Source organism: Paenisporosarcina indica, assembly GCF_001939075.1.
GTDB lineage: Bacteria > Bacillota > Bacilli > Bacillales_A > Planococcaceae > Paenisporosarcina > Paenisporosarcina indica.
In genome coordinates this window covers 689585-703950 of sequence record NZ_MPTA01000001.1, presented here as the reverse complement: position 1 = coordinate 703950, position 14366 = coordinate 689585, and the positions used below count along the sequence as shown (strand labels likewise).

17 protein-coding genes are annotated in these 14366 nt (G+C 36.5%); 1 reads left to right on the top strand and 16 read right to left on the bottom strand.

All coding sequences use genetic code 11. From position 1 onward, the window contains the following. Positions 1-33: 33 nt before the first annotated feature. A complete protein-coding gene (locus GY23_RS03345; protein ID WP_075617779.1) occupies positions 34-1110 on the bottom strand; it encodes an undecaprenyldiphospho-muramoylpentapeptide beta-N-acetylglucosaminyltransferase in 1077 nt (358 codons plus the stop codon). Between the two features lie 237 nt (positions 1111-1347). Here GY23_RS03345 and GY23_RS03340 point away from each other — a divergent pair, with 237 nt between their 5' ends. After that, on the top strand, positions 1348-2706 hold the full coding sequence (locus tag GY23_RS03340) for an MATE family efflux transporter (RefSeq protein WP_075617778.1): 1359 nt from the start codon (positions 1348-1350) through the stop codon (positions 2704-2706). A 25-nt stretch (positions 2707-2731) separates the two neighbouring features. Here the strand turns inward: GY23_RS03340 and GY23_RS03335 are convergent, their stop codons facing one another. The 15 genes from GY23_RS03335 to GY23_RS03265 all read right to left on the bottom strand — a co-directional run bounded on the left by GY23_RS03335 (position 2732) and on the right by GY23_RS03265 (position 14159). After that, positions 2732-3607: a CAP domain-containing protein gene (locus GY23_RS03335; RefSeq protein WP_075617777.1), complete on the bottom strand. Its 876-nt coding sequence runs from the start codon at positions 3605-3607 to the stop codon at positions 2732-2734. A gap of 162 nt (positions 3608-3769) precedes the next feature. Next, the gene (locus GY23_RS03330; RefSeq protein WP_075618221.1) at positions 3770-4030 is read right to left on the bottom strand and encodes a hypothetical protein; all 261 of its coding nucleotides are present in this window, start codon (positions 4028-4030) and stop codon (positions 3770-3772) included. Positions 4031-4036: 6 nt separating this feature from the next. Continuing rightward, positions 4037-4933 (bottom strand): CobW family GTP-binding protein, encoded by an 897-nt coding sequence (locus GY23_RS03325; RefSeq protein ID WP_075617776.1) that lies wholly within the window; start codon positions 4931-4933, stop codon positions 4037-4039. Positions 4934-4989: 56 nt separating this feature from the next. Then, the gene (locus GY23_RS03320) at positions 4990-6486 is read right to left on the bottom strand and encodes a lmo1851 family serine protease (RefSeq protein WP_075617775.1); all 1497 of its coding nucleotides are present in this window, start codon (positions 6484-6486) and stop codon (positions 4990-4992) included. A gap of 137 nt (positions 6487-6623) precedes the next feature. Further along, on the bottom strand, positions 6624-7328 hold the full coding sequence (deoD, locus tag GY23_RS03315) for a purine-nucleoside phosphorylase (RefSeq protein WP_075617774.1): 705 nt from the start codon (positions 7326-7328) through the stop codon (positions 6624-6626). Positions 7329-7396: 68 nt separating this feature from the next. Continuing rightward, the gene (locus GY23_RS03310) at positions 7397-8167 is read right to left on the bottom strand and encodes a sporulation protein (RefSeq protein ID WP_075617773.1); all 771 of its coding nucleotides are present in this window, start codon (positions 8165-8167) and stop codon (positions 7397-7399) included. Positions 8168-8195: 28 nt separating this feature from the next. Next, the gene (locus GY23_RS03305) at positions 8196-8429 is read right to left on the bottom strand and encodes a YozE family protein (RefSeq protein ID WP_075617772.1); all 234 of its coding nucleotides are present in this window, start codon (positions 8427-8429) and stop codon (positions 8196-8198) included. 129 nt (positions 8430-8558) lie between these two features. Next, positions 8559-8981 carry a peptide-methionine (R)-S-oxide reductase MsrB gene (msrB, locus tag GY23_RS03300; RefSeq protein WP_075617771.1) on the bottom strand — a complete coding sequence of 141 codons (423 nt, stop codon included), beginning with the start codon at positions 8979-8981 and terminating at the stop codon, positions 8559-8561. Next, the gene (msrA, locus tag GY23_RS03295; RefSeq protein WP_075617770.1) at positions 8981-9508 is read right to left on the bottom strand and encodes a peptide-methionine (S)-S-oxide reductase MsrA; all 528 of its coding nucleotides are present in this window, start codon (positions 9506-9508) and stop codon (positions 8981-8983) included. Before msrA ends, msrB begins: the two co-directional genes overlap by 1 nt. A 13-nt stretch (positions 9509-9521) precedes the next feature. Then, positions 9522-10094, bottom strand: a complete 573-nt coding sequence (locus GY23_RS03290; RefSeq protein WP_075617769.1) for a YpmS family protein — start codon at positions 10092-10094, stop codon at positions 9522-9524. Positions 10095-10109: 15 nt separating this feature from the next. Continuing rightward, positions 10110-10928, bottom strand: coding sequence for a GDSL-type esterase/lipase family protein (locus tag GY23_RS03285; protein ID WP_075617768.1), 819 nt, complete (start codon positions 10926-10928; stop codon positions 10110-10112). A gap of 138 nt (positions 10929-11066) precedes the next feature. After that, positions 11067-11906, bottom strand: a complete 840-nt coding sequence (locus tag GY23_RS03280) for a DegV family protein (protein WP_075617767.1) — start codon at positions 11904-11906, stop codon at positions 11067-11069. 171 nt (positions 11907-12077) lie between these two features. Next, on the bottom strand, positions 12078-12560 hold the full coding sequence (locus GY23_RS03275) for a dihydrofolate reductase (protein ID WP_075617766.1): 483 nt from the start codon (positions 12558-12560) through the stop codon (positions 12078-12080). Positions 12561-12574: 14 nt separating this feature from the next. Beyond that, positions 12575-13519, bottom strand: coding sequence for a thymidylate synthase (locus tag GY23_RS03270; RefSeq protein WP_075617765.1), 945 nt, complete (start codon positions 13517-13519; stop codon positions 12575-12577). A 67-nt stretch (positions 13520-13586) separates the two neighbouring features. Next, positions 13587-14159 carry a YpjP family protein gene (locus GY23_RS03265; RefSeq protein ID WP_075617764.1) on the bottom strand — a complete coding sequence of 191 codons (573 nt, stop codon included), beginning with the start codon at positions 14157-14159 and terminating at the stop codon, positions 13587-13589. Between the last annotated feature and the right edge of the window lie 207 nt (positions 14160-14366).

Sequence of the window (14366 nt, the reverse complement as noted above, 5' to 3'; positions counted from 1 at the left end):
ACCACACTAAAAAAGTGTATGGTCGGTATTTTTTTATTTTGCAAAAGATTTAATGAGTTTCACCATATCATTTGGTGTTTTTGGAAGTTCGGATTTCTCCATTACTAGACGAATCTGTTCTGTTTGAAAATGCAATTCTTCTAGTGTCTTAATAAAAGATTTAGGTGTAACTTCTTCTTCCTCAAGAACCAAAGCCCATCCTTGTTTTTCAAAGATATTTGCATTTAATATTTGATCACCACGGCTTTGGAGTTTAGATAGCGGGATTAATAACATCGGTTTTCGTAATGCTAAAAATTCAAAGATCGAGTTTGAACCTGCTCTGGAAACGACTACATCAGCAGCATGTAGTAAATCTGGCAGCTCAGTAGTTACGTACTCAAATTGTTTATAGCCAGCGATTCCACTAAGTGTTTGATCTACTTTTCCTTTTCCACACAAATGGATTATGTCGTACATTTCCAGCAGTCGAGGTAAGTTTGTGCGAATTGCATCATTTAAAACTGTAGAACCTTGACTCCCTCCCATGATGAGAAGGATCGATTTAAACCCATTGAACCCGCAAATTTTTAGGCCATTCATTTTATTTCCTTCAAATAACTCTGAGCGAATAATGGATCCCGAACAACTCGACTTATCAGCAGGCAAATGTTTTAATGTTTCTGGAAAAACCGTGAAGATATGCTGGGCAAAAGGCTTTGCAATTTTGTTAGCTAGACCAGGAGTTACATCCGATTCATGTACAACCACTGGAATACCAGATAACTTACCTGCCATGACAACGGGAACGGATACAAATCCACCTTTTGAAAAAATAACAGCCGGTTTCACTTTTCTAAGGATGTAAAAAGCTTGTAATAAACCTTTCCCTACACGTAGTGGATCTGTAAAGTTTTTGACTGAAGCATAGCGTCTCAATTTTCCGCTAGAAATCGCATGATATTTTATATGTGGAAATGCATCACGAATTAATTCTAATTCGATGCCATCTTTTGAACCAATATAATGAACTTCAAATCCTTCTCTTTCTAAAGTCGGGATAATCGCCTGGTTTAATGAAACATGACCGGCAGTACCCCCACCTGTTAATACAATCGTTTTTTTATTCATATTTTAATCTCCTATTCTTTCGTGCCTATCATTATCACAAATTAATTCCATTGTCTTAATAATTATAATGAACATCATTTGTCCTTTACATAATATACACTATCTATTGTCACAAAATGAACGATTCAGGTAAAGACCTGAACTTTACGATAAAACTCTGATAAATTGCACAACATAATACCTATATTTATTTATGCTATACTGATTGGTAATTTTAAGAAACCAAGGTGAAAACTTATGTATGAAACAACAAACATTAAACAAAAGTGGACTCTAATGTTAAAAATTGTTTTTCCTATTCTAGTCACACAAATCGCACTTTATTTAGTATCATTTTTTGATATTTTAATGTCAAGTCGGTATGGCAGTGCAGATTTAGCAGGTGTGGCAGTGGGTTCATCGCTTTGGCTACCTGTTTATACTGGGTTAGCAGGAATTTTGCTTGCAATCACACCTATCGTAGCACAACTCGTCGGAGCCCAAAAAAAGGATGAAGTCAGGTCAGTAGTTCAACAAGGATTACTGCTATCATTAGCATTATCAATCGTAATCATCATTATTTTATTCCTTGTATTAGAACCAATATTACAGGCAATGTCATTAGAGATGCGAGTCGGAAAAATTGCAAAATCTTATTTAATGGCAATGAGTATTGGAATAATCCCATTATTTGCTTTCAATGTATTGCGTTCATACATGGATGCATTAGGGAAAACACGCGTTACAATGTTCATCACCCTATTGTCCGCACCAATTAATGTTTTTTTTAATTACTTGTTGATATTCGGTAATTTCGGATTCCCTGAACTTGGAGGTGCTGGTGCTGGTTTTGCTTCCGCCATTACCTATTGGCTACTCTTTTTAATTGCCGCTTTTATCGTACATAAACAAAAACCATTTCAACAATATGAATTATTTAAACATTGGCAGTCAGTTCAGTTTTCCAAATGGCGTGATATTAGTAAAATAGGCGTTCCAATTGGTTTATCAATTTTTGCGGAGACAAGTATTTTTTCAGCAGTTACATTAATGATGAGCACCTACAGTACTGCTGTTATTTCTGCTCATCAAATCGCTTTGAACTTTACTTCTTTGCTCTATATGGTTCCATTGAGCATATCCATAGGTGCTACCGTTTTAGTAGGGTATGAAGTAGGTGCAAAACGCTTTAAAGATGCAAAAGCTTATAGTGGGTTGAGTGTGGGTACAGCTGTTTTATTTAGCTTTTTCTCTGCGTGTATCTTGTTTTTCTTCCGCGAACAAATTGCAGGTATTTATACCACTGACAATGATGTAATTCATTTAACCATACAATTCTTTGTTTTTGCTGCACTTTTCCAAATATCAGATGCAATTCAAGCACCTGTACAAGGATCTTTACGCGGCTATAAAGATGTTAATGTGACATTTGTTATGGCAATCATTTCGTATTGGGTTATTGGATTGCCAATCGGTTACTTATTATCAAAGTATACAGATTTAGGACCATTCGGTTACTGGGTTGGATTAATTGTCGGGTTAACTGCAGGTGCAGTAACTCTTTCATATCGACTTATCAGCATTCAAAATAAAAAAAAGAGTAACCCAAAGGCTTAGCTTTTGGGTTACTCTTTTAATCTCATTATTTTTGGATAAATTGTTGTGTCCAATAGTTTCCGTTTGCAACATAACCGATACCAATATGCGTATAGTTACCGTTCATGATATTTGCACGGTGACCCGGTGATTCCATCCATCCTTGCACAACTTCAGCAGCAGTTCTTTGACCCATTGCGATATTTTCCGCAGCAGCTCTATAAGTAATTCCACGTGCTTTCATTTGATCAAATGGTGAACCTAAAGTTGGGCTATTATGAGAAAAGTAATTATTGTTGCTCATATCTGCTGATTTTGCACGAGCAGAAGCCATCAATGCTGTATCAGCAGCAAGTGGTTTTAAACCCTCTTTTGAACGTTCTTGGTTTGTTAATGTAAGAACTTGTTGTTCGATTGAAGAAATCGAAGCAGATGGTGATGTTGGTGCTGGTGCTGTTGGTTTTGCAGGTGTAGTCGGCGTTGCTGGTTTTGCCGGTGCTGCAGGTGTAGTCGGTTTTTGTGTTACCGGCTTCTCAGCAACAGGTTTTTCAACCGGTTTTTGTGCTGCAGGCTTCTCAGCTACTGGGTTTTCAACCGGTTTTTGTGCTACAGGTTTCTGAGTAACTGGGTTTTCAACCGGTTTTTGTGCTGCTGGCTTTTGAGTTGCAGGTTTTTGTGCAACCTCTTTTTGTACTGAAGGGTTCAATGCGTTATATTCAGCAAGAATATTTTCAAACCCATAATGTTTATTCAGCTCCATTTTTAGAGCTTCTTGAACTTGTAGAGAATTTGCAGACCCTACCATGTTAATTTTACAATCAGACTTGGAAGCATTTGATGAAAATGAAGCTTCTGCTGTTGCAGCTTGACCTAATGTGACGACCATTGCGCCCATTGTTAAAGATAGTAACCATTTTTTCATTTGTTTTCCCTCCTCTTTCTGATTCCTAGTCTATCTTTAAAATCTATTAAAAAAGTACCTAATCGTTTCCAATGTTGCCAATGGAAATGAAAAGGTACTCAGTATGCTTGTTTATTTACCTATTTATTGTTTCGTTTTAGTTTTTATCCCAAATATTTCATCTCATAAGCTATTGACTTTATTATAGACAGATGAATATAGCTCTTTTAGTTGTTGTTTTATTGCAGGATTTACTGTGCTTTTTTCAATCCGTTCATAGGCAATATCTAGTTTTTGTTTAGGACTTTTGCGAACACGCGGGTGAGTTAACTCATCCAACAACTCTATTTGTATACTTGATTCAAGTTGACTTGTCGTTTCTAACTTCAAAACTGATTGTCGATTGGAGAATAAGGTTTGGTAGGCTTGTATTAATTCATTCATGAACAATCACTCGCTTCCTGGAACTTGTAAACTTGCAATTTGTTCACCAATGATCACAATAATAGGTTCCATCTTTACATATTCGGGTAACCATTGCACCATACCGTATGAGTATTGAAATAGCATTGGGTTTTTCATGCCGTCAATTGGGACATAGCCTTTCATTCGATAAACTGTTGACGGTAAAGTTCTTAACCATGCTTCAAAGGTTTCTTGTTCCACTGAACGTTTAAACGTCACCAGTCTAGTTGTCAACGAAAGCTCCTCACCAATTCTTGCTTGCTGAACTTCCTTTTTTTGAATCGTTCCTTTTAATCGTTCTAAAATGGAAATGGGACATTTCCCATGAGAAGTTTGGATAAGCTGTGCTGATGGATTAAAGCTTTGTAACTCATAAATCACTTTTGCTTGTTCTCCTTCAGTTAATAAGTCCATTTTATTTGCTAGGAGCAAATGGGCATGACGAATTTGTTCCAAAAATAAAGAACGTATTTGTGGCTTTAGCTGTTGGCGATCAATCCATAGTTTACTATCTACGAGTGTTACGATGCCTTTTACATTCAGTTCTTTCGCAAATAACGGAGAATATACGGCGTCTAAGGCTTCTACAGGATGAGCGGCTCCAGTTGTCTCTATTAATAAGACATCAAACGTCTCACCTGCTAACAACGTTTGGAGTTGTGCCTCTGTTTTCTCTGCTCCTGAACAACAAATACATCCTTCTAACATCTCTTTTAGTGGAATGTTCTCCTCTACGGCTTGCGAATCAAATGGGAGTTTTCCTAATTCATTCATTAGGACTGCCGGTTTAAGACCTTTTTCTTTTAATTGACGAATGACGTCTGTTAATAAAGATGTCTTTCCACTCCCTAAAAAGCCACTAAATAAATACACATCTATCATGTTTATCAACCTTTCCTGTGAAAAAAGCTGACCTCAAATTGCAGGCCAGCTTTTGTTTATTTTGCTAATTCTTCTAAAATTAGATTTTTTGCTTTTAATAATTGTGGGTCTTCTTTTTCTATTTTCAGACGTAATCGATCCATTAAGGCATATGTTGTTTCACCAGTTAAGATACCTGTTTCTTCAAGTTTAGCTTCTTTTTGAACTTGTTTTACTGCAGTCTCAGTCTGATTATCAAATAAACCATCTATTTTACCTGGATCAATACCAATCGCAGTAAGCATTTCTTCTGCAGATTTAACTTGATCAGATAAAACGCCATTTTTCATTTGTAGGGAAGCGTCTAAATAAGGTAATTGTGTATAGGAAGGATACTCTACTTTCACATCGGGAGCTATTCCTTTTTCATGAATCCAGTTACCTTCTGGAGTTAACCATTTTGCTGTTGTAAATTTCATGTTTGAACCATCAGTTAACTCATTGGCAGTTTGAACCGTCCCTTTACCAAATGTGTTTAAACCAACAAGTTTTATGCCAGCAGATTCACTCATTGCGGCAGCTAAAATTTCGGACGCTGATGCACTTCCACCATCAATCAATAACGACACAGGCACTTTTACTTTCGTGCCATTCGTAGCTACATAGATATCTGCATCTTTTCCTTTTTCTTTTGTTTGGAATAACGGCATTCCATCTTCAATAAACAAATTAGAAATATCAATGGCTGATGTTAACAGTCCACCAGGATTTTGTCTAACATCGAGTACAAGGGCTTTCATTCCGGCTTCTTCCATTTCGGAAATGGCAGATAGTAACTCATCATATGTGTTTTCAGAGAAACTTGTAATTTGGATATGTGCTACTTTTTCTTCCAACATATCAGCATACACGGTTTCAATTGGAATCTCATCGCGCACGATAGTTATCTCCATTGGTTCGGTCAATTCTCCACGTTGAATCGTTAATGTAACCGAAGTTCCCTTTTCACCACGGATTAGTAGGACAGCTTCAGATGCACCCATTCCTTGAATGCTTTCACCATCCACCGCCATTATTTTATCGTTTGTAAGAATTCCTGCTTTTTCAGCAGGTGAATTTTTGATTGGAGATACGACAGATATATAACCGTTTCGTTCTTGAATTTCAGCACCAATTCCTTGGAAACTAGAAGAAATATTTTCGTGGAATTGCGCTGCTTCCTCTTGATTCATATAATCAGAATATGGATCGCCGAGTGAATCAATCATTCCGTTAATGGCCCCATTAACTAAAGTCTCTTGATTAATATCTGCATAATAACCTGCTTTTAACTCGTCATATGCTTGATACAGTTTTTGAAACTCGCGTCGTTCTGGTGCTCCTACATCTACAACTTTTTCATCACCAAAGGTTAATGCGAACATTGTTATACCTGTTGTACTTAATATCAATACAAAGATAAGCATGATGAAGACGAATGGCTTCAATCGAATATATTTTCCCGCTGGTGCATCATGTTGATCAAGTTTTGGCTGTTCATCTTGCTCATTCGGATTATTTTTTTGTTCATCCATATTTTTCACCACTTTCAAATCGATACCGTTACTCTTCACTTGTAAATGCTGATGTATAGTTTATCAGTTTAGTTCCTTTAACGGAAACAAAAAAGGCTGTCAATAAACGTATGACAGCCTTTTCCTGGTCAACCTACTTAATCTTGGATTGCTGCTTCTAATGCAACAATAATCATATCGTTAAATGTTAATTGACGTTCTTCTGCTGTTGTCACTTCACCTGTTAATAAGTGATCACTAACAGTCAAGATTGAAAGTGCTTGACGTCCAAACTTAGCAGCTAACGTGTAAAGAGCTGAAGATTCCATTTCTAGTGCCAGAATTCCGTATTGCGCCCATTTTTCATGTTCTGCATGTTCGTTATAGAAAACATCTTCTGTAAATACATTTCCTACTTTTAAGTTCAAGCCTTTTTCTTTCCCAGCGTTATATGCTTTTAACAACAAATCAAAGTCCGCTGTTGGTGCAAAATTAACACCATTAAAAATGATTTCATTCATTTTTGAGTCAGTTGACGCACTTTGTGCAATAATTACGTCGCGAACTTTTACATCCTTGTGAATTGAACCACAAGTACCTACACGAATTAATTTTTGCACATCATATTCATTCATTAATTCAGTGACGTAAATCGAAATTGAAGGGACACCCATACCAGTTCCTTGAACGGAAATGCGTTTTCCTTTGTAAGTGCCAGTATAACCAAACATGTTTCGAACTTCATTGTAAAGAACAACGTCTTCTAAGAACGTTTCAGCAATGTACTTCGCACGTAGTGGATCTCCTGGTAATAAAATCGTATCAGCAATATCGCCTTTTTTTGCATTAATATGAACACTCATTATTATAACCTCACTTTATAAACTTTTCCGTCTAATCATACTGTTTTTTCAGCTCAGATGCAAATCGATTATGAATAACGTGTGAATTCCTGATGAAGTCTTGATTCAAGTGTTGCTAAATCTGCTTTTGTAAGTATTAATCGAATAAAGGATTCATCCATATTTAAAGCTTCAGAAAATAAGCTGCTAAGCCCTCTCACTTTGCGATCTACTTGAATAAGTAATTCAACTTGATCCAAGCCTTTAGGAATGAATGTTAGCTCAACCTCATCAAATTTACCTCTGAATGGTCCACTGGCTGGAACGAATTCAAACTCTTGTACAAACTTAGTCAACCCTTTATAGGCACGTGGTGCTTCTTCACAGTCTACTTTACGTAATTTCAATCCTAAGTTCTGGGCTGCCGTTAATCCCGCTTGAATGAATGCATTTGGACGAACTTCAATCATATCTTTATCACCAGGGTCTACAGCATTCTTAATATCTAAACCTGTTTGAAGCCAAACTCGAGTTTTCCCCATTGTGACGGGTGTAATTAAAGGGAGATTAAATGAGAATGGAAATACCTTTTTTTCATCCTTCTCAATACTGAATGGTTCATTTAATTTAAAAGAAGAGACTGCGACTGAATCTGTATATTTTTTGTCATTGGCCTCACGCTCATACGTTGTGTAAACCTTAATATAAATTGAATCTACAGATTGAGAAACATTACCTCCTACCACTTCTGTTACGCCGGAAATCATTTCACCTGCTACAAATGTAGAGTTATTTAGTTTTGTATCGACCTTTGCATTCCCTACACCAACAGAGGCTAAAACTTTGTGGAAAATAGACACGATAAATCCCCCTTTTATTAACTAGTAGTTAATACGATTGGAAGCCCACATTAGTTTCATATAATAACCACAATTCATCAAAGATTGTAGCTGCCATATCTGGATGTGCCAATTCTTCAACATATCTAGAGATTTCTTCAAAATCTGTGGAGTGTTTTGGAAAATTTAAATCGTAAAACATCACTTCCGCGAAAGTTGCTTTTAAATCGGATTTTGATCCACCTCTATAAGTAAGTACGTATTTATAAAATGATTGATTCATAGTAACCTCCCTCCTAAAAGTTCGACTGTGCTTCTATATCTCTATATACAGCAATTCTTTTAATAAGTAAAAAGAGAAACACATTTAAAAAAGCTAAACCTTTTATGCAGACAAGGTTTAGCTTTAAGTTCAAAAATGAGATACGTATTCGCTGTACCCTTCTTCTTGTAATTTTTCCTTTGGAATAAATCTCAATGCTGCAGAATTAATGCAATATCTTAACCCATCAGGTCCTGGGCCATCTGGAAAAACATGACCTAAATGTGAATTCGCCGTTTTACTTCGTACTTCCGTTCTTCTCATCCCGTGTGATTCATCAAAATGTTCTGTCACTTCTGGGCCATCGATTGGTTTTGAGAAGCTAGGCCATCCGCAACCAGCATCGTATTTGTCCTTAGAACTAAATAATGGTTTGCCAGAAATAATATCAACATAAATGCCTTCATTAAATTGTTGATCGTATTCATTATGATGTGGCGGTTCTGTGCCATTTTCTTGTGTAACATGATATTGCAAAGGCGTTAATTTATTTTTCAACTCTTCTTTAGACATTAATGCTCACCCCACATTTTTTCTTTAAAGCCAGCTCGCCCTGAACCTGTTTGATAGCGTTCATAGTGGGTTGGATTTTTTTTGTAATACTCTTGATGATATTGTTCTGCTGGATAAAATGGTTTAGCTTGTAAAATTGGTGTCACGATAGGTTTTGAAAATTTCCCACTTGCATGTAACTCGTTTTTTGATTGCTCGGCAATATTTTTTTGTTCCTCATCATGATAGAAAATCGCAGATTCATAGGAAGATCCTCTATCGAAGAATTGGCCCCCTGGATCTGTTGGGTCTATTTGCATCCAAAATAGTTGAACTAGATTTTCATACGAGAACAAGTCAGGGTCAAATGTGATTTGAACCGCCTCTTTATGCCCAGTCCTATTCGAGCAAACTTGTTCGTATGTCGGATTTTCTAATTCCCCTCCTGTGTAACCTGAAATAACGGAATGAATGCCTTCATAGGAATCAAATGGCTTGACCATACACCAAAAGCACCCACCTGCAAAAGTCGCTTTTTCTAATTTCATCGTGAGTCCTCCTTTACTTGCTCGGTATGAGAATCTCGAGAATAATCTCATCTTGTTTTAAATTGAATTCTTTTGCCCGTACTTCCACATTTGACTTCATAGGTATCCTCGATAAATCAATATATACATCATTTTCTTGAGGACGCACAATCATCCACTCAGGTAATGAAACCGAATCTTTTAATAACATTAGCACAACTTCAGGTAGGATTTCTTGTCTGCCGACTTCAACTTCCGTTTGTACTAATCGCAAATTTCCATTTGGTTCAACAAAAGGTTCAAACTTCATGATGACGGGTAGCTTGAATGAAAATATCGTCATTTCTGTAGAAATCAATATCTGGTCTTCCACATTGATCGTCACGGGCATTGGTTGACCTTCCATAGCTTCCCTCATGTAGGTATTTGCGATTCCTTCAAAATCTACTTTCGTTGTTTTCAGAGTCAAAACATTTCCTTCGGAAGCAACTTTCGGCTCCCGTATGTGTGTTTTTTCGGATGGCGAGCTGATCCAAAAGATAAATACAACAAATACTGTAATAATCAGCGCAATCAGAAAGAAAAACGCCACTTTCCAACGATTCATGTATGGTTCAACTCCTTAGAAGTCTATTTCCCCATTTGTCAATTTATTTAAACCGCACGTTTCAAGGGATTCGAGGATGCGGTCAGTCATGTGTTCGTAGCCTTTACTATTTGGATGGAAAAAATCCGTATGATACACCAAATCTATATTCGAATTAAATAAATCATCTACTGGTACAAAACAAGCATTTGTATCGGATGACACAACATTTTTTATTGATTTATTCCAATCCATAACAATTTGATCAAACTCATTTTTTTGGTCTGTTACAACTGAGAAAGGATTGTATAATCCGATTAATACAATCGGGGCATCTGGGTTGAGTTTTCGTATTTCATTTACGCTATTTTGATAACGTTGCGTAAATTCGATTAATTCGTTTTGGAAAGCATCAATGCGCAAACGAAATAAATCTTGTTTAACGATTCGCATGATATCATTCCCGCCAATTGTCATCATAATAAAATCTGCTTTTCGCAGCTCTTCGTCAACTTCTCCTGACTTGAGTTGTTCTAACAATTGATCGCTTCGTTTTCCACGTTTGGCAAGATTAAACAATTCCACATCTTTTACACCAGTAAAATTGCTCATCTCTTCTTTTAAGCGTCCTATATACCCATGAAAGTTATGTTCATCTCCCACCCCTTGGGTCAATGAATCACCAAGTCCGACTAGTATAATGTCTTCCAAAATAAACGTTTTGTTTATTGAAAGGTCTTTTGACATAAATGTTTGTTTCTCAGTGAAATCAGCTGGGATATTAAACTTGTCATTTTGACATCCTACCAATATGAAAGTATACATAGTGATGACAAATAGTAAACGTTTTGCCATACCATTCTCTCCTTTCCAACAATCTATGTTAAATTATTCTGTTGTTTATCGTACATTTACGTTAGACACAACAACATCATTTTTTAACATAGCCCTCCAATAAAAAAGCAGGGATCTCTCCCTGCCCGCTTTCTAGCCTTATTCAACCGTATACATAAAACCAATCGCACCAATTCCAGTGTGTGTACTGATGATAGGGGAAGTGAAAGCTACTTGAACATTAGGAAATCCGGTTTCTTCAATTAATTTTTTTAACGGATTAGACATCGCATGCCCATTGGCTTGTGAGATGCCTACAGCTTTGACTACTTTTCCTTTTGTATCTTCTAAGAACCGGTTATACAAATATTGTACGACTTGTTTATGGCTTCTTGCCTTAGCGACTGGGGTATATTCCCCACCTTCGAGTGACGCGATGGGTTTAATGGATAGCAATGAACCAATCAGTGCTTTTCCTTTTCCGATTCGTCCACCTTTTACAAGATTGTCTAATGTATCAACAACAACAAACAAATTTGTATTTTTTCGAATGGCGGTCACTGCTGTAACGATTTTTTCCATTGAAGCTCCTTGACTTGCTAATTGTGCAGCTTCTAACACTTGAAAAGAAAGGGCATAGGAAATGAAACGTGAATCGATCACTGTTACATCTGACTCTGACATTTCAGCTGCTGCATGTGCAGACTTAACAGTTCCACTCATCCCACCCGTCATATGTATGGAAATAACTTGATCCCCATTCTTTCCTAATTTATCATAAAGATCTTTAAAAACACCAACTGCCGGTTGCGAACTTTTCGGAAGTTTTTTTGACGTTTTCATCATTTCAAGAAATAATTCTGCTTGAACATCTACTCCATCAATATATGTTTTACCATCAATTTGAATAGTTAAAGGTACTACATGAATTGAATATTGCTCAATTTGTTCAGCTGTCAAATCGGCAGTTGAATCAGTAACTATATGGATCTTGGTCATTTCGGTCACACCCTTCTGTCTCTACTCACATTATAAAAATATGTTGGATATATGTAAACTAATTGCATGTGATAGTAAGGTAATCCAGAAAAAGTAGATGCTGCTATTTAGCATCTACTTCCAAGCATTACTAAGGATGGCTAAGGATTGAAATAAAACGTAAACCAATCTTCAACTTTTTCTATGATAAATTAAATACTTGTACTGTAATCCATCATCAGTTAAAAAAGTTTCAGATGACGATAAAAGTTCCCATTCGTTTCCATATGGAGGAAAGAAGGTATCACCTTCAAATTGATGTTCTATACATGTAACATACATTATATCCGCATTTGCCAACACTTTTTTAAAAATCTGTTCTCCGCCGATAATCATGACCTCTTCATGATATTTTTGAGCTACAGCAATAGCGTCCTCAACAGAATGTACCACAGTCACACCTTCTTGTTGATAAGAAGTATTCCGGGTGATTACTACATTCAATCGGCCAGGTAATGGGCGTCCAATGGATTCAAATGTATTACGTCCCATCACAATTGCTTTTCCCATCGTTTTTTCTTTAAAATAAGCCAGTTCATTCGGGATATGCCAAGGCATTTTGTTGTCCTTCCCGATGACTTGATTAAGATCATGTGCAACAATTAATGAAATCATGAACTCCCTACTTTCTATACTGCGATTGGGGCTTTTATTCGCGGATGTGGGTCGTATCCCTCTATTACAATATCTTCAGCTTCCAAATCAAAAATGGACACCTTTTCATCTGATATTTTAAGTTTCGGTAATGCCCGTGGTTCACGAGATAATTGCTCGTTTATTTGATTCATGTGATTGGAGTAAATATGAGCGTCACCTAAAGTATGAACGAAATCACCAACTTCTAGGTTACATTCTTTTGCAATTAAGTGTGTTAATAAGGAATAAGAAGCAATATTAAACGGTACACCTAGAAAAACATCTGCACTTCTTTGATATAATTGGCATGACAGTTTACCTTCGGCTACATAAAATTGAAAAAATGTATGACATGGCGGAAGAGCCATTTGATCTACTTCTGAAGGATTCCAAGCAGTGACAATATGTCGTCTGGAATCAGGATTGTTTTTGATTGAAGATATGACATTTTTTAACTGATCAATTGATTTTCCATCAGGTGTCGGCCAAGATCGCCACTGTCTACCGTAAACAGGTCCCAAATCTCCGTATGTATCTGCAAAAACGTCATCTGTCTGGATTTTTTCTCTAAAAATAGTCATTTGTTCATCCAAAATGGCTTGGAACTGTTCGTTGGCAGCTGCCCGCAAACCAAAATCAGTCATGTCAGGACCATCATATTCTTTACTGTTTACCCATTTTTCAAAAGCCCATTCATCCCAAATATGGTTTTTTTGGGCAATTAATGTTTTGACGTTTGTATCACCCTTAATAAACCACAACAATTCAGAAGTAATTAGACGCATTGCAGTCCTTTTAGTCGTCATTAAAGGAAACCCCTTAGATAAATCGAATCGCATTTGATACCCGAAAATGCTCTTTGTTCCAGTGCCGGTGCGATCGTTTTTATAAGTGCCGTCCGCCAATATTGTTTGACACAATTGTAAATATTGTTTCATGAATAACCCCTCCGGAAAATAAAAAAACCTTTTTCAGTATCTTAACACTGAAAAGGTTTTTTTACATTCATGACAACCATTTAGGTGGCATGTTTTTGGACCAGTATATATCACCCAACGAGTAGTGTTTGACGTATTGGTCAGACACAGTGTGATAATGAAAATTGAAGAAATACCCATCTTGAGGCTTGCGATCAGTTCTTACATGGAAACGAATGATATCAGATTGAGTTTCTGTGTCGAAAATATGAAAAATCTTTTCACTATGATCACCTGAAGGATTTTCACTTATTGCCAAAGACTTGAGTGTATCTTGATCCATTTCAACAAGAGTCATTTCAATAGCTTCTTGAATTTTCGGGAAAATAACCTCTTCAAATTCATTTGAAATGACTGGACCAATTTTTGTCCCGAATTTCAATATGGATTGTTCTTTTGCATGAGCTATTGCATCTTCAATAAACGTAGAGGGTTCTTCATAAGACCAATCTACAGCATAGGCATTTGACGTATTTTGTGTCGAATTTTGATTGGCTTTTTCGTCTAGTAAGCTTTCCCAAATACTATGATCAGGTGAAATAACTCCAAACGTTAAGAGTGCTACTGTAATAACTAGCGTTTTCTGAATCCAATTTTTCATTTCTAATCACCCACAAGTATGTACAAATTTTAACAACCTTATATTTCTAATACGAAATCAAAGATGAAAAGGTTTCATCTTTCTAATATTCATTGTACAATAAAATTGTAGAAAAGAGTCCGTTTTTTTAAAGTAAGGAGGATTTATTATGGATATGCATACAGTGATTGGAATAGGATTTTTAGTATTACTTGGGTATTTAACCTC